The organism is Cellulomonas chitinilytica (genome assembly GCF_016862675.1).
Lineage (GTDB): Bacteria > Actinomycetota > Actinomycetes > Actinomycetales > Cellulomonadaceae > Cellulomonas > Cellulomonas chitinilytica.
This window is the reverse complement of sequence record NZ_BONK01000010.1, coordinates 103,128-117,732: the sequence shown is the minus strand read 5'-3', so window position 1 is coordinate 117,732 and position 14,605 is coordinate 103,128. Positions and strand designations below refer to the sequence as shown.

13 protein-coding genes are annotated in these 14,605 nt (G+C 73.1%); 6 read left to right on the top strand and 7 right to left on the bottom strand.

Annotated elements, in window-relative coordinates; all coding sequences use genetic code 11:
• Window positions 1-45: 45 nt before the first annotated feature.
• From Cch01nite_RS14895 to Cch01nite_RS14885, 3 genes are all read right to left on the bottom strand, one after another.
• Complete coding sequence (locus Cch01nite_RS14895) at window positions 46-1,152, bottom strand: BMP family lipoprotein (protein ID WP_203756568.1); 1,107 nt, start codon at window positions 1,150-1,152, stop codon at window positions 46-48.
• A gap of 239 nt (window positions 1,153-1,391) precedes the next feature.
• Window positions 1,392-2,600: an amidohydrolase gene (locus tag Cch01nite_RS14890; protein ID WP_239070718.1), complete on the bottom strand. Its 1,209-nt coding sequence runs from the start codon at window positions 2,598-2,600 to the stop codon at window positions 1,392-1,394.
• 156 nt (window positions 2,601-2,756) lie between these two features.
• Window positions 2,757-3,896: a mannose-1-phosphate guanylyltransferase gene (locus tag Cch01nite_RS14885; RefSeq protein WP_203756564.1), complete on the bottom strand. Its 1,140-nt coding sequence runs from the start codon at window positions 3,894-3,896 to the stop codon at window positions 2,757-2,759.
• A gap of 217 nt (window positions 3,897-4,113) precedes the next feature.
• Between Cch01nite_RS14885 and sdhC the strand changes: the two genes are divergently transcribed.
• The 6 genes from sdhC (at window position 4,114) to Cch01nite_RS14855 (ending at window position 8,622) form a co-directional block, all read left to right on the top strand.
• Entirely contained in the window at window positions 4,114-4,506 is a 393-nt protein-coding gene (gene sdhC / locus Cch01nite_RS14880) for a succinate dehydrogenase, cytochrome b556 subunit (RefSeq protein ID WP_203756561.1), read from the top strand.
• Complete coding sequence (sdhD, locus tag Cch01nite_RS14875) at window positions 4,506-4,964, top strand: succinate dehydrogenase, hydrophobic membrane anchor protein (RefSeq protein ID WP_203756558.1); 459 nt, start codon at window positions 4,506-4,508, stop codon at window positions 4,962-4,964. The genes sdhC and sdhD overlap by 1 nt, the downstream gene beginning before the upstream one ends.
• A 22-nt stretch (window positions 4,965-4,986) precedes the next feature.
• Window positions 4,987-6,837 carry a succinate dehydrogenase flavoprotein subunit gene (gene sdhA / locus Cch01nite_RS14870; protein WP_203756555.1) on the top strand — a complete coding sequence of 617 codons (1,851 nt, stop codon included), beginning with the start codon at window positions 4,987-4,989 and terminating at the stop codon, window positions 6,835-6,837.
• Window positions 6,837-7,598 carry a succinate dehydrogenase iron-sulfur subunit gene (locus Cch01nite_RS14865; protein WP_203756552.1) on the top strand — a complete coding sequence of 254 codons (762 nt, stop codon included), beginning with the start codon at window positions 6,837-6,839 and terminating at the stop codon, window positions 7,596-7,598. The genes sdhA and Cch01nite_RS14865 overlap by 1 nt, the downstream gene beginning before the upstream one ends.
• A gap of 68 nt (window positions 7,599-7,666) precedes the next feature.
• Complete coding sequence (locus Cch01nite_RS14860) at window positions 7,667-7,852, top strand: hypothetical protein (protein ID WP_203756549.1); 186 nt, start codon at window positions 7,667-7,669, stop codon at window positions 7,850-7,852.
• 74 nt (window positions 7,853-7,926) lie between these two features.
• Window positions 7,927-8,622, top strand: a complete 696-nt coding sequence (locus Cch01nite_RS14855; protein ID WP_239070612.1) for a phosphotransferase — start codon at window positions 7,927-7,929, stop codon at window positions 8,620-8,622.
• Window positions 8,623-8,640: 18 nt separating this feature from the next.
• Here Cch01nite_RS14855 and Cch01nite_RS14850 read toward each other — a convergent pair whose 3' ends face one another.
• From Cch01nite_RS14850 to Cch01nite_RS14835, 4 genes are all read right to left on the bottom strand, one after another.
• Entirely contained in the window at window positions 8,641-10,128 is a 1,488-nt protein-coding gene (locus Cch01nite_RS14850) for an RDD family protein (protein ID WP_203756544.1), read from the bottom strand.
• Between the two features lie 108 nt (window positions 10,129-10,236).
• Window positions 10,237-11,244, bottom strand: a complete 1,008-nt coding sequence (locus Cch01nite_RS14845; protein ID WP_203756541.1) for a polyprenyl synthetase family protein — start codon at window positions 11,242-11,244, stop codon at window positions 10,237-10,239.
• Between the two features lie 103 nt (window positions 11,245-11,347).
• A complete protein-coding gene (nuoN, locus tag Cch01nite_RS14840; protein WP_203756538.1) occupies window positions 11,348-13,060 on the bottom strand; it encodes an NADH-quinone oxidoreductase subunit NuoN in 1,713 nt (570 codons plus the stop codon).
• On the bottom strand, window positions 13,057-14,601 hold the full coding sequence (locus Cch01nite_RS14835) for an NADH-quinone oxidoreductase subunit M (RefSeq protein ID WP_203756535.1): 1,545 nt from the start codon (window positions 14,599-14,601) through the stop codon (window positions 13,057-13,059). The genes nuoN and Cch01nite_RS14835 overlap by 4 nt, the downstream gene beginning before the upstream one ends.
• Window positions 14,602-14,605 lie beyond the last annotated feature (4 nt).

The window sequence follows — 14,605 nt, the reverse complement described above, 5'->3', positions numbered from 1 at the left end:
GCCGACCCGGACGGCGTGTCCGAACCGACCCCCCGTGCCCTGAGGTCAGGACTGCTGAGGCGAGCTGGGCGAGGTCACCGTGACCGCGCCGCTGATGATGTCCGCCTTGAGCTTGTCGAGCTCCGTCTTGAGGTCCGCGGGGACCTTCGAGTCGAAGTCGTGGAACGGCGCGAGGTCCACGCCGCCGTTCTCGAGCGTGCCGACGTACGGCGCGCTGTCGAACTGGTCCTTCGACGCCGCCGTGACGACGTCGTTGACCGCCTGGCCGATCTGCTTGAGGACCGACGTGAGGATGATGTCGGACGAGTCCGGGTTGGTCTCGACGCCGTCGGAGTCGACCCAGATCACGGAGACGGCCTTGCCGGCCGTGTTGGCGTCGTGCGCCGCGGCGAGCGTGCCGCCACCGACCGGACCGGCGACGGGGAGGATGATGTCCGCGCCCTGGTCGATGAAGGTGTTGGTGAGCTGCTGGCCCTTCGACTGGTCCTCGAAGTCACCGGTGAACGAGCCGTTCTGCGCCTTGCTGTCCCACCCGAGCGTCTTGACCGAGGTGCCGTGGACCTCGTTGTACTTGGCGACGCCGTCCACGAAGCCGTCCATGAAGATGGTGACGGTCGGGATCTGGATGCCGCCGTAGGTGGCGACGGTGCCCGTCTTGCTCATGCCGGCGGCGAGGTAGCCCGCGAGGTACGAGGCCTCGACGGTGTTGAAGCTCAGCGGCTTGACGTTGTCGAGCTCGATCGTGTTGCCGTCCGCGTCCTGCGCGGTCGAGTCGACGATCGCGAAGTTCGTGTCCGGGTTGGCCTGGGCGGCGTCGCCCGTGGCCGTCGCGAGCAGGAAGCCGACCGTGACGATGAGGTTGCAGTTCTGGCCGACCATCGTGTCGATGTTCGGCGCGAAGTCGGACTCCTGCTTCGACTCAGCCGTGGCGGTCTTGATGCCGAGCGACTCCTCGGCGTCCTTGAGGCCGTTGTAGCCCGACTCGTTGAACGACTTGTCGTTGAAGCCGCCCGAGTCGGAGACCATGCAGGCCTTGAAGTCGGACGCGCCGGCGGTGCCGGTCGAACCGGACTCCTCGGGGGCGCTGCCACACGCCGCGAGCGCGAGGGCCACAGCCCCGCCGAATGCGGCCACACGAATGATGTTCTTCACGCGGATCTCCTGGGATCTCGTCGGCACACCTGCACAGGTGATGACGGACGGCACAGCAGCACCCCGTCGCGCAGGCGGCTCGTCCGGCTTCGATGCTCCGGACACTACTGAGCCGTGGGTCACGCGCATGTTACCGAGCGGTATCTGCGGTGTTCCGTTACCTAGTTGGAATGTCCTCCCAGGTGACGGACGCGCCGTCTCATCTCACGAGACGCAGCGCCCAGGTGCAGGACACCCGTTCAGGCGCGCCCCGCGAGCACGGCGACGCGCGCGAGCAGCAGCGCACCGGCCTCCACCGCCCGCTCGTCGACGCGCAGGTCCCCCTGGTGGATGTCGTACGTGTGGCCGCCCGGCGTCCGCGTGCCGAGCCGGGCCATCGACCCCGGCACCTTCGTCAGGTACCAGGCGAAGTCCTCGCCCCCGAGCGACTGCTCCGTCAGCAGCACCGCGTCCGGCCCCAGCACGTCGCGCGCCGCGGCCTCCAGCACGCCGGTGGACCGCTCGTCGTTCTCCACCGGCGGCACCCCGCGCTGGTGACGGACCTGCACCTCGACCCCGAGCGGCGCGACCACCTGCTCGACGGCCGCGTGGAACACCTCCGACGCCTTCTCCCAGGCGCGCACGTCGAGGCAGCGCAGCGTCCCCTTGACCGCGCCCGTCGACGGGATCGCGTTGTGCGCCGACCCCGCCTGCACGGCGCCCCAGGTGAGGTTCACCCCCGACCGGGGGTCCAGCCGCCGGCCCAGGATCGCGGGCACCTGCGTGATGACCTGGCCGAGCGCGAACACGACGTCGCCCGTGAGGTGCGGCCGGGACGTGTGCCCGCCGGGGCCGGTGACGGTCACCGTCACCTCGTCGCTCGCCGACGTGATCGGGCCGATGCGTGTGCCGACCTGGCCCACGTCGACCTTCGGGTCGCAGTGCACGCCGAAGATCTGGCCCACCCCGTCGAGGGCACCCGCCGCGATCAGGTCGAGCGCGCCGCCCGGCTGCACCTCCTCGGCGGGCTGGAACACCAGCCGCACCCCGGTCGCCAGCTCCCCCGCGGCCGCGAGCTCGGCGAGGACCAGGCCCGCGCCGAGCACCGCCGTGGTGTGCACGTCGTGACCGCACGCGTGCGCGACGCCGCGCACCGTCGACGCCCACGGCACACCGCTCGTGTCCTGCACCGGCAGGGCGTCGAGGTCGGCGCGCAGCGCGATCCGGCGGCGGCCCGTGACCGCGGGGCCGGGGCCGAGGTCGCACACCAGCCCGGTGCCGGGCATCAGCCGCGGCGACAGGCCGGCGAGGCGCAGGCGCTCCGCGACGACCCGGGTGGTGCGCTCCTCGGTGCGGCCGAGCTCGGGGTGCGCGTGCAGGTCCCGCCGCACCTCGACCAGCTCGTCCCGCAGCGACGCGACGAGCGCGGCGAGCCGCCGGGCGTCGGGCGCCACCGGTGCGGGGCGCAGGTCGTCCAGGGCGGGGACGGCCGGGAAGGTGGTGACGTCGTCTGGCACGTCCTCGACCTTATCCGCCGCCCCCGCACGCCCGTCCGGACCGTCCGCCCGTCACGCGCAGCCCCCTGCGCAGGGTCGCGACGGGCCGGCCGGCGCCCGGCCGGATCCTCAGAGCAGCTCGTCGCGCCCGCGCGCCCGCCAGCCGTCCACCGCCGCCTTGACCTCCTGCGCGTGCTCGCGCGTCGTCACCAGCACCGCGTCCGGCGTGTCGACGACGACCGCACCGGGCACGCCGACGACGGTCACGGTGCGGCCGCCGGACCGGACCACCAGCGCGTCCGCGGCACCGACCCGCAGCACCGACGCGTCGTCGCCGAGCGTGCCGCCCGCCCCGCCCTCGCCCGCCAGGAGAGTCCCGAGCGACGCGAAGTCGCCGACGTCGTCCCACCCGAAGTCGCCGGGGACGACCGCGACCCCGCCGGCCGCGGCGACCGGCTCGGCGATGGCGTGGTCGATCGCGATCTTCGTCAGGCCCGGCCAGACGGCCGACAGGGTCGCCTCCCGCTCGGGGCCGTCCCACGCCGCGGCGATCGTCCGCAGCCCGTCGTGCAGCGCGGGCAGCTGCGCCGCGAGGTGGTCGAGCAGCACGCGCGCGCGGACGATGAACATCCCGGCGTTCCACCGGTAGTCGCCGGTCGCGAGGTAGGCCGCCGCCGTCTCCTCGTCGGGCTTCTCCGTGAAGCCGGCCGCGGCACGCACGCTCGGCGCGCCCTCGAGGCCGAGCGGGTCGCCCGCCCGCACGTACCCGAACGCGGTCGACGGACCGGTCGCAGCGATGCCGATCGTCACCACGTGCCCCGCGCGCGCCGCCACGACGCCCTCGCGGACGGCCCGGGCGAACTCCTCGGTGCCGTGGATGACGTGGTCCGCGGCGAACGACCCCAGGACCACGTCCTCGCCGTGCCGCTCGAGAAGGACCGCGGCGGCCAGCCCGATGGCCGCCATCGAGTCGCGCGGCGACGGCTCGGCGAGCACCCGCTCGGGGCCGGCACCGCCGGCGACCTCGGGCAGCTGCGCGCCGACCGCGGCGGCGTGCCGGGCGCCCGTGACGACGAGCACGCGGTCGGGGCCCGTCAGCGGGACGAGGCGGTCGACGGTGGCCTGGAGCAGCGTGCGGCCCGAGCCGGTCAGGTCGAGGAGGAACTTGGGGTGCCCGGAGCGCGACAGCGGCCACAGGCGCGTCCCGGCGCCGCCCGCGGGGATGACCGCGTGGAAGTCGGGGACCTGACCGTCGAGGGGGGCGTCCATGGTCCGCAAGGCTAGCCGGGTCACGTCGGGACCCCGCGCTGTGGAGTTCCTCACAATCGGCCCCCGACATGGGACCGAAGGCCCTGGCGGGCACGGTGTGACGCCCCTGTGTCTATACAGTGAGACGGATGCACGTACCGGCCTCGCCGCCGGCGCGCACCCTCGTTCAGCGGACGACGACGTCCTCACACCCCTGACTCGCCAGGAGGCCCCTCCAGTGCCCGCAGCGCCCGCCAAAGCGCCCGCCGGAACTCTCTACCGAGGGCGGGAAGGCATGTGGTCGTGGGTCGCGCACCGCGTGACCGGCGTCCTGATCTTCTTCTTCCTGCTGGTGCACGTGCTCGACACCGCCCTCGTGCGGGTGTCGCCCGAGTCGTACAACGACGTCATCGGGACGTACAAGAACCCGATCATGGGCCTCGGTGAGGCCGGCCTCGTCGCCGCCATCGTCTTCCACGCCTTCAACGGCGTCCGGATCATCCTCGTGGACTTCTGGGCCAAGGGCCCGAAGTACCAGAAGGTGATGCTCTGGGTCGTCGTCGGCCTGTTCGTCGTCACCATGGCCGGCTTCCTGCCCCGCCACCTCATGCACGTGTTCGGAGGTGAGTGATGACCCTCGTCGCGGACCCCAAGGCTCCCCGCCCGCCCAGGGGCGGCCCCGGCCGGCGCACCACGCGCGGCAACACGGAGCTGTACGGCTGGATCTTCATGCGCGCGTCCGGCGTGCTGCTGCTCGTGCTGATCTTCGGCCACCTGTTCGTCAACCTCGTCGCGGGTGACGGCGTCAAGGCCATCGACTTCGGCTTCGTCGCCGGCAAGTGGGCCTCGCCGTTCTGGCAGGTCTGGGACCTGCTGATGCTCTGGCTCGCGATGATCCACGGCACCAACGGCGTGCGCACGATCATCAACGACTACGCGGAGCGCGACGGCACGCGGCTGGTCCTCAAGGGCCTGCTGTACCTCGCGTTCGCCGTCGTCGTGATCCTCGGCACGCTCGTCATCTTCACGTTCGACCCGTGCCCCGCGGGGTCGCCGGCCGACCTGCTGCCGTCGTTCTGCACGGCCTGATCCCGGTAAGGACCTCACACAGATGCAGACCCACCAGTACGACGTCGTCATCGTCGGCGCGGGCGGCGCGGGCATGCGCGCGGCCCTCGAGTCGTCGACCCGCGTCCGCACGGCCGTCATCTCCAAGCTCTACCCGACGCGCTCCCACACGGGCGCCGCGCAGGGCGGCATGTGCGCCGCGCTCGCGAACGTCGAGGAGGACAACTGGGAGTGGCACACGTTCGACACCGTCAAGGGCGGCGACTACCTGGTCGACCAGGACGCCGCCGAGGTCATGGCCAAGGAGGCCATCGACGCGGTGCTCGACCTCGAGAAGATGGGCCTGCCGTTCAACCGGACGCCCGAGGGCCGCATCGACCAGCGCCGGTTCGGCGGGCACACCCGCAACCACGGCGAGGCCGCCGTGCGCCGCTCCTGCTACGCCGCGGACCGCACCGGCCACATGATCCTGCAGACGCTGTACCAGCAGTGCGTGAAGAACGAGGTCGAGTTCTTCAACGAGTTCTACGTGCTCGACCTGCTCGTGGACCACGACCTCGCCGCCGGGCACGTGCCGGACGGCGAGGAGGTCAACGTCTCGGGCGTCGTGGCGTACGAGCTGGCGACCGGCGAGATCCACGTGTTCCAGGCGAAGTCCGTGGTCCTGGCGACGGGCGGCGCGGGCAAGATCTTCAAGACGACGTCCAACGCGCACACCCTCACGGGCGACGGCATGGCGCTGGCCTACCGCCGCGGCATCCCGCTCGAGGACATGGAGTTCTTCCAGTTCCACCCGACGGGCCTCGCGGGCCTCGGCATCCTCCTGTCGGAGGCGGCGCGCGGCGAGGGCGGCATCCTGCGCAACTCCGAGGGCGAGCGCTTCATGGAGCGGTACGCCCCCACCATCAAGGACCTCGCACCCCGCGACATCGTCGCCCGGTCGATGGCCAACGAGGTGCGCGAGGGGCGCGGCGCCGGCCCGAACAAGGACTACGTGCTGCTCGACCTCACGCACCTCGAGCCCGCGCACATCGACGCGAAGCTGCCGGACATCACGGAGTTCGCCCGGACGTACCTCGGCATCGAGCCGTACACCGAGCCCGTGCCCGTCTACCCGACCGCGCACTACGCCATGGGCGGCATCCCGACGAACATCGAGGGCGAGGTGCTGCGCAACTCGACCGACGTGATCCGCGGCCTCTACGCCGCCGGCGAGGTCGCGTGCGTCAGCGTGCACGGCTCCAACCGGCTCGGCACGAACTCGCTGCTCGACATCAACGTGTTCGGCAAGCGCTCGGGCATCTCGGCCGCGCAGTACGCGTCGACCGCGTCGTTCGTCGAGCTGCCCGAGGACCCGGCCGCGACCGTGGTCGCCGGGCTCGAGGAGATCCGCACCCGGCCCGACGGCGAGCGCGTGGCGGACATCCGCAAGGCGCTGCAGGAGACGATGGACGCGAACGCGCAGGTGTTCCGCACGCGCGAGTCGCTGACCGCGGCGCTCGACGACGTCAAGGCCCTGCAGAAGCGGTTCCGCGCCGTGAGCGTGCAGGACAAGAGCCGGATGTTCAACACCGACCTCCTCGAGGCCGTCGAGCTCGGCTTCCTGCTCGACATCGCCGAGACCGTCGTCGTCGGCGCCCTCAACCGCGACGAGTCGCGCGGCGGGCACTTCCGCGAGGACTTCCCGGACCGCGACGACGCGAACTACATGCGCCACACGATGGCCTACCGCCGGCCGCTGCCCGCCGAGGGCCACCGGCAGTGGGGCACCGACCAGGACGGCGACCACGAGGGCCCGTTCGCGCACACCACCGTGTTCGACGGCTACCAGCTCGTGCTGGGCTCGAAGCCCGTCACCATGACCCGCTACCAGCCGATGGAGCGCAAGTACTGATGACTGCTGTCGCCGAAGCGCCCGCGAAGGTGGGCGAGGTCCCCTCGTTCGAGGTCACCCTCAAGGTCCTGCGGTACCTGCCCGACGAGTCCGGGTCGCCCACCGTCGCGCACTGGGACGAGTTCCGTGTGCAGGCGCACGGCACCGACCGGGTGCTCGACGCGCTGCACCAGGTCAAGTGGCAGCAGGACGGGTCGCTGACGTTCCGCCGCTCGTGCGCGCACGGCGTGTGCGGGTCCGACGCCATGCGGATCAACGGCCGCAACCGGCTCGCGTGCAAGACGCTGCTCAAGGACCTCGACATCTCCAAGCCGATCACCGTCGAGCCCATCAAGGGCCTGCCGGTCATCAAGGACCTCGTGGTCGACATGGAGCCGTTCTTCGCGTCGTACCGCGAGATCATGCCGTTCCTCATCACCACCGGGAACGAGCCCACCAAGGAGCGCTTGCAGTCCGCCACGCAGCGCGAGCGGTTCGACGACACCACGAAGTGCATCCTGTGCGCCGCGTGCACGTCGTCCTGCCCGGTGTTCTGGACCGACGGTCAGTACTTCGGGCCTGCCGCGATCGTCAACGCGCACCGGTTCATCTTTGACAGCCGCGACGAGGGCGGGGCCCAGCGCCTCGAGATCCTCAACGACAAGGAAGGCGTGTGGCGCTGCCGCACGACCTTCAACTGCACGGAGGCGTGCCCGCGCGGCATCGAGGTGACCAAGGCGATCCAGGAAGTGAAGCGCGCGATGATCACGCGCGCGTTCTGACCCTCGTCGTGCAGCAACCGGCCCGGCTCCTCTCGACGAGGAGGCCGGGCTGGTGCTGTATTGGGGGCATGAACGCCGAGTGGCACGACGCGCACGTGCTGGGTCAGGGCGCCTCGATGGACCGCCGCGTGGAGTGGCACCTCGAGCACGCGCAGGAGTGCGGCTGCCGGGCGGTCCCCCGGACCGTCGCCGAGGAGCTGGGACGGCGGGGCATCCCCGTCCCCGACCGCGCCGGGACGTCAGGGGCCGGCTGATACCGCCCGGGCCGGAGGTCGAGGTCCCGCTCGAGGGCGGCAAGGTCGGCGGCGCGATCCGCGTCGGGGACACCGTGCGCCGACCGACCGGGCCGTGGACCCCGGCCGTGCACGCGCTGCTCGGGTTCCTCCAGGACGCGGGCCTGAGCCACGTGCCTCGCGTGCTCGGCACCGACGACCGGGGGCGCGAGGTGCTGACCTACCTGCCCGGACGGGTCGTCGCGGTCGGTGACGAGGAGCTGACCGACGACCAGGTGCGTTCGGCGATGCGCTGGCTCCGCGAGTACCACGACGTCGTCCGGGCCCTCCCCCGGGGGCGGCGGCGATGGCGGTTCGCCGACCGTGCGCTGGACGACGGCGAGATCGTCTGCCACCACGACGCGGCGATCTACAACATGGCGTTCGACGGCGACGAGCTGGCGGGCGTCTTCGACTGGGACACCGCTGGCCCGGGCATCCCGCTCGACGACGTCGCGATGTTCGCGTGGAGCTCGCCGCTGCTGCGGCTCGGCGAGGACCCTGCCGCCGCCGCCCACGGGCTGCGGGTGGTCGCCGACGCCTACGGCGGCATCGACCCCGCCGACCTGCTCGACCACGTGCAGCGCAGGATGACGCAGGCGTGCGAGCGGATCGAGCAGGGCCAGCGCGCCGGCGATCCCGGGATACTGCGGCTCGGGGACGCCGGGGAGCCGGCGCGCACCCGGGCCCGCCTCGCCGTGCTGTCTGCCCGGGTGCCCGCGATCCACGCCCGGCTCGCCCGGGAGGCGTGAGCGGGCCGACAGGCGAGGTCAGGCTCGGTCGACGCGGACGCTGCGCTGCCCGAACCGGATCGTCGACCCGGCCGGTGCCGCGACCCGGGCGCCGGCGGGCAGGACCACGCCCGTGCCGTCGCGCGCCACGAGCACCGTCCCGTTCGTCGACCCCCGGTCCATGACCCAGACGCCACCGTCGGGCGTGGGACCGAACGCCAGGTGCACCTTCGAGATCGACCGCTCGGGGTCGTCGATCGCGACCACGTGCACGACACCGTCCTCGGCGGCCGGGCTGCGCCCCACGAGGCCGTCGCCCACGACGTCGAGCCGCTCCCCCGTGTCGAACACCAGCCGCGCGACGGGCGCCCGCGCCGGGGCCGCCGGGGCGCTCTCCCGCATCCGGGTCAGCTCGAGCTCCCCGAGGTCCGGCAGCGACGGCCTGCCCGCAGGCGGGTCGGCGGCCGGCGGACCGTCGTCGAGCCGGAGGTCGCGGCGGCTCCGGACCACGGGCGGGGGGCCCTGGATGAGGGCGGCCGGCGGAGGGGCGACCTCGATGGGCGCGGGTGCCGACAGGTCGGGGGCGGCGATGACCTCGGGTGCGAGCGGTCGCTCGAGGACGGCGGGCCGCAGGTCGCCCGGCACCTCGATGACCGGGGCCGGCGCCGGCGCGTCAGGCCCGGGCGCGGGTGCGGCGGCCACGGGTGCGGCGGGCACGAGTGCGTCGGGCACGGGTGCGTCGGGCACAGGTGCGGCGGGCACGAGTGCGTCGGGCACAGGCGCGTCGGGCACGAGTGCGGCGGGCACAGGTGCGGCGGGCACGGGCGCGTCGGGCTCGGGCGCGGGTGCGGTCACCGGCGGTGGTGCGCCCGGTACCCGCGAGATGGGCACGAGCGCGACCGGCACCGGCTGGACGGCCGGCACGGGCGGCGCAGACGAGACCGGCGGCCTCGGCGACCCGGAGGCCGCACCCCCGGGGCCGCCGACGACACGGGCGACCGCGTCGTCCCACGCCGCGGGCCCGGGCACGCCACGCGCCGCCGTCGACACCGACCCCGCGCGCAGCACGAGGGTGCCTGCGGCCTTGTCGTGCCAGCCGCGCTGCGAGGGCGACGTGTCCCACACGCCGGAGGCGATCACCACCCACTGCCCGACGACGCACGCCAGCGCGCCCGCCCCGACGACGAGCTGACGCACCAGGATCGGCACGAGCCCCGCCGGCTGCCCGGTCTGCACGGACACGGTCCGGATCCCGAGGAGCGCGTTGCCGGCCGTGGCGCCCGTGAACGACTCGGTGAGCCACTGCCCGACGCCGACCGCGAGGCACAGCACCAGCGGCAGGAGCGTCGGGACCGGCGCACCGTCCGGCGCGCCTGCGCGGGCGATCAGGAACCCGACCACGGACGCGAGCAGCAGCAGCGTCGCGTCCACGGCGTACGCGAGCACCCGCCGGCCGATCGGCGCGACCGAGCCCGGGGCGACGACGGCGGCCGTCGCGCGACCCACGTCGGACGAACGAGTGCTCACGGTGGTGGCCTCCCGGTCACGGTTCACGGGCGTTCCCGCGCGGTCATCGTGCCAGAGTCGCGACGTGACTCGAGGGCGCGTTCACGAGGACGACGACCGGCGCAAGGCTCAGGACGCCCGGTCCACCAGGGCGTCGGCGAACGAGACCAGCGCCTCCTTCACCGGGCCGGCCGGCAGGCCGTCGAGCTCGTCGACCGCGGCGCGGGCCAGCTCCACGGCGCGCGCACGCGTCTCGTCGACGACCGGGTGGGCCCGCAGGGCGGCGACCGCCCGGGCGAGCGCCGCGTCGTCGGTGAGGTCGGCGTCGAGGAGCTCGAGCACCGCCAGGTCCTCGGGGGTCGCGTCCGCACCGGCCGCCCGGGCGCGCAGCAGCAGCGTGGGCATCGTCGGGACGTGGTCGCGCAGGTCGGTCCCGGGCGTCTTGCCCGACACGTCGCCGTCCGACGTCAGGTCGAGCACGTCGTCCGCGAGCTGGAAGGCCACGCCGATCCGCTCGCCGAAGCGCGACACGATCGTCACCGCGTCCGGGCGGCAGCCCGCGAACATCGCCCCGAACCGCGCCGACGTCGAGATGAGCGACGCAGTCTTGTCGGACAGCACCTGCAGGTAGTGGGCCACCGGGTCGTCGCCCGGGCGCGGGCCGACCGTCTCGTGCAGCTGGCCGAGGCAGAGCCGCTCGAACGTCGCCGCCTGGATCCGGACCGCCTCCGGACCGAGCCCGGCCACGGTCGCCGACGCCCGCGCGAACAGCAGGTCGCCGGTGAGGATCGCGACGGAGTTGCCCCAGACCTCCTGCGCCGCCGGGGCCCCGCGCCGCAGCGGCGCCGAGTCCATGACGTCGTCGTGGTACAGCGTGGCGAGGTGCGTCAGCTCGACGACCACGGCCGCGTCGAGGACCTCCCGCCGGCCACCGTCGCCGAGCTCGGCGGCCAGGAGGGTCAGCAGCGGACGCAGGCGCTTGCCGCCGGCGTTCACGAGGTGCCGGGACGCGTCGTGCGCGAGGGGGTCCGCGTGCGTCACCGCGTCACGGAGCCGCTCCTCGACAAGAGCGAGCCGGGCCGTCAGCCGTTCCGCGAGGACGGGGTCCCGGAGCGGGATGGCGGTCGTCGTTGTCACGGGACGAACCTATCTTCCCCGCACGGCCTCCACGGACACGAGGCCCGGCGGCCCGCCGGGCGACCGGCCACCCGGACAGGTCGCCGGGTGGCCGATCCGCCCGTCACGGGAGGAACTGCGCGACGCCGCCGATGAGCTCGAGGAGCCAGGAGGGCGCCACACCGAGGATCACGGTGGCAGCCGCGCACACCGCGATCGCCACCGCCGCGAAACCCTCGGTGCCGACGACCGTCGTCGTGGTCGTCGCCGCGGCGCGCACCTCGACCGCCAGCGCGGTCGCGGGCTGCTCGGCCGGGACCTGCGCGGCCGGCACGTCGAGCGGGAGCCCGGACGCGCCGTCCTCGGCGGCGGCGGCGCCCTCGGCCTCCGGGGAGCCCGCCGGCTCGGTGAAGAACATCAGGACGATGATCCGCACGTAGAAGAACGCGGCGGCGGACGACGACAGGACGCCGATGAGCGCCAGAGGCCAGGCCCCGCCCTCGATCGCCGCGGAGAACACCGCGAACTTCCCCGCGAAGCCCGCGGTGAGGGGGATCCCCGCGAACGACAGCAGGAACAGCGCGAACACGAGCGCGAGCGCCGGGTTCGACCGGCCGAGCCCGGCCCACTGCGACAGGTGGGAGGCCTCGCCGAGGACCGCCCCCGCGGACCCGTCGGGCTGCACGCTGCGTTCCCGCACGAGCCAGACCACGCCGAACGCGCCGATCGTCGCCGCGCCGTACACGAGCAGGTAGAACAGCACGGCCGTGAGGCCGGCCTGGTTGAGCGCGACGACGCCGGTCAGGATGAACCCGGCGTGCGCGATCGACGAGTAGCCGAGGACCCGCTTCATGTCCGTCTGCACGAGCGCGCCGACCGTGCCGACGACCATCGTGAGGATCGTGACGGTCCACAGCACCACGCTGAGGTCCCAGTCGAGGCCGGGCAGCACCACGTACACGATGCGCAGCAGCGCGCCGAACGCGGCCACCTTGGTGCACGCCGCCATGAACCCCGTGATCGGCGTGGGGGCGCCCTGGTACACGTCCGGCGTCCAGGTGTGGAACGGCGCGGCGCCGACCTTGAACAGCAGGCCCGCCAGGATCAGCACGGACCCGACGAGCAGCAGCCCGTCGAGACCGCTCGCCTCCTGCGTCGCGTCCGCGATCGTCGAGTACCGCAGCGAGCCGCTGTAGCCGTAGACGAGCGCGATGCCGAACAGCATGAGCGCGGAGGTGAACGCGCCGAGCAGGAAGTACTTCATCGACGCCTCCTGCGACAGCAGGCGACGACGCCGGGCCATGCCGGTGAGCAGGTAGAGCGGCAGCGAGAGCACCTCGAGCGCCACGAACAGCGTCAGCAGGTCGCCCGCCGCCGGGAAGATCAGCATGCCGCCGGTCGCGAACAGCAGCAGCGGGTAGATCTCCGTCTGCTCGACGCCCTTGCGCCGCGCGAGCTCCTCGTACTCGGAGCCCGGCACGGACGACGCCGACGGCGCGAACGCGTCCTCGCCCGTCTCCGTGCGGTCGACGACCACGAGGAGCGCCAGCAGCGCGAGCAGCGCGAGCGTGCCCTGCAGCACGAGCGTGGGCCCGTCGACGATCAGCGAGCCGCCGAGCACGGCGGTGCCGCCGTCGTCGCTGACGCCGCTCCACAGCGCCGCGACCGCGACGAGCGCACCGGCGAGCGCCACGACGGAGAGCCCGAGCTGGACGGCGCGCCGGCGCGCGGCCGGCACGAACGCCTCGACGAGGACGCCCACCACGGCGGCGAGCAGCACGATCAGCACCGGGCTCAGCTGGGCCCACGCGACCGTGGGTGCGGTGAAGTCGCTCACCGGTCACTCCCTTCCGCGGCGGTGGCGGACGCCGGGACGTCCGTCACGCCGACCTGCTCGAGCGTGACCTGCGCGGGCGGCCGGACGAGGTCGAGCGCCGGGCCGGGCAGGAAGCCGAAGACGATCATCAGGGCCAGCAGCGGTGCGACCGCCCACTTCTCGCGGCCGACGAGGTCCGGGGTGGACGCGAGGTCGTCGCGCACCGGACCGGTGAAGATCCGCTGGTACGTCCAGAGCACGTAGATCGCGGCGAGCACCACGCCGAGGCTCGCCACGACCGACGCCGCGGGGTGCCGGGCGAACGTGCCCACGAGCACGAGGATCTCGCTGACGAACGTCGACAGACCCGGCAGCGAGAGCGCCGACAGGCCGGAGACCAGGAACACCCCGGCGAGCACCGGGACGACCTTCTGCAGCCCGCCGAAGTCGGCGATCTGCTGCGAGCCGCGCCGGGCCACCAGGTAGCCCGCCACGAGGAACAGCGCCCCGGTGGAGAGCCCGTGGTTGACCATGTAGAACGACGAGCCGGCGATCGAGGTCGACGTGAACGCGAAGATGCCGAGCACGATGAACCCGAAGTGCGACACCGACGTGTACGCGATGAGCCGCATGAGGTCCTTCTGGCCGATCGCCAGCAGGGCCCCGTACAGGATCGACACGACGGCGAGCACGATGATCACGGGGGCCGCCCAGCGGGCCGCCGACGGGAACAGCGGCAGGCACAGCGTGAGCATCCCGAACGTGCCGACCTTGTCGAGCACGCCGACGAGGAGCGTCGAGGTGCCGACGGGCGCCTGCTCGGCGGCGTCGGGCAGCCAGGTGTGCACCGGGAACATCGGCGCCTTGATCGCGAACGCCAGGAAGAAGGCGAGGAACAGCCACTTCTCGAGCGTCGGGTCGATGGTCAGGCCCGTGAGGTTCTCGGTAAGGAAGCCCTGCGGCCCGCGCGGGCCCTGCAGGTACACGCCGATCACCGCGACGAGCATGATGAGCCCGCCCGCGAGGCCGAACAGCAGGAACTTCACGGCCGCGTACCGCCGCTGGGCGCCGCCGAACCCGCCGATCATGAAGTAGACGGGGATGAGCATCGCCTCGAACAGGACGTAGAAGAAGAACACGTCCCGCGCGGAGAACACCGCGACGATGAACGCCTCGAGGACCAGCACGAGGGCGAGGTAGCGGCGCAGCCGGTCCGTCGCCTCCGCGACGGAGCCCTGCTCGCGCCAGGCGGCGAGCACGACCAGCGGCACGAGCAGCACCGACATGAGGACCAGCGACAGCCCGACGCCGTCGACGCCGACCGCGTAGGAGACGCCGAATGCGGGGATCCAGCCGTGCGTCTCGACGAGCTGGTACTGCCCGGCGGACGACGTGTCGAACGCGAGCAGCGCGCCGACGGCGAGCAGCAGCTCGGCGGTCGCGACGCCGAGCGCGACGGCCCGGGTGCGGTTGCGACCGGCGGACGGCAGCACCCAGAGCGCGACGGCGCCCAGCAGCGGCAGCACGACCAGGGCGGTCAGCCAGGGGAAGGAGGACGACATCGTG

Bases quoted from the DNA above. Each gene is read 5' to 3' on its own strand.
- sdhD (WP_203756558.1), top strand. From the start codon at position 4,506: ATGACCCTCGTCGCGGACCCCAAGGCTCCCCGCCCGCCCAGGGGCGGC.
- sdhA (WP_203756555.1), top strand. From the start codon at position 4,987: ATGCAGACCCACCAGTACGACGTCGTCATCGTCGGCGCGGGCGGCGCG.
- Cch01nite_RS14860 (WP_203756549.1), top strand. From the start codon at position 7,667: ATGAACGCCGAGTGGCACGACGCGCACGTGCTGGGTCAGGGCGCCTCG.
- Cch01nite_RS14835 (WP_203756535.1), bottom strand. From the start codon at position 14,601: ATGTCGTCCTCCTTCCCCTGGCTGACCGCCCTGGTCGTGCTGCCGCTG.
- Cch01nite_RS14885 (WP_203756564.1), bottom strand. From the start codon at position 3,896: ATGGACGCCCCCCTCGACGGTCAGGTCCCCGACTTCCACGCGGTCATC.
- Cch01nite_RS14865 (WP_203756552.1), top strand. From the start codon at position 6,837: ATGACTGCTGTCGCCGAAGCGCCCGCGAAGGTGGGCGAGGTCCCCTCG.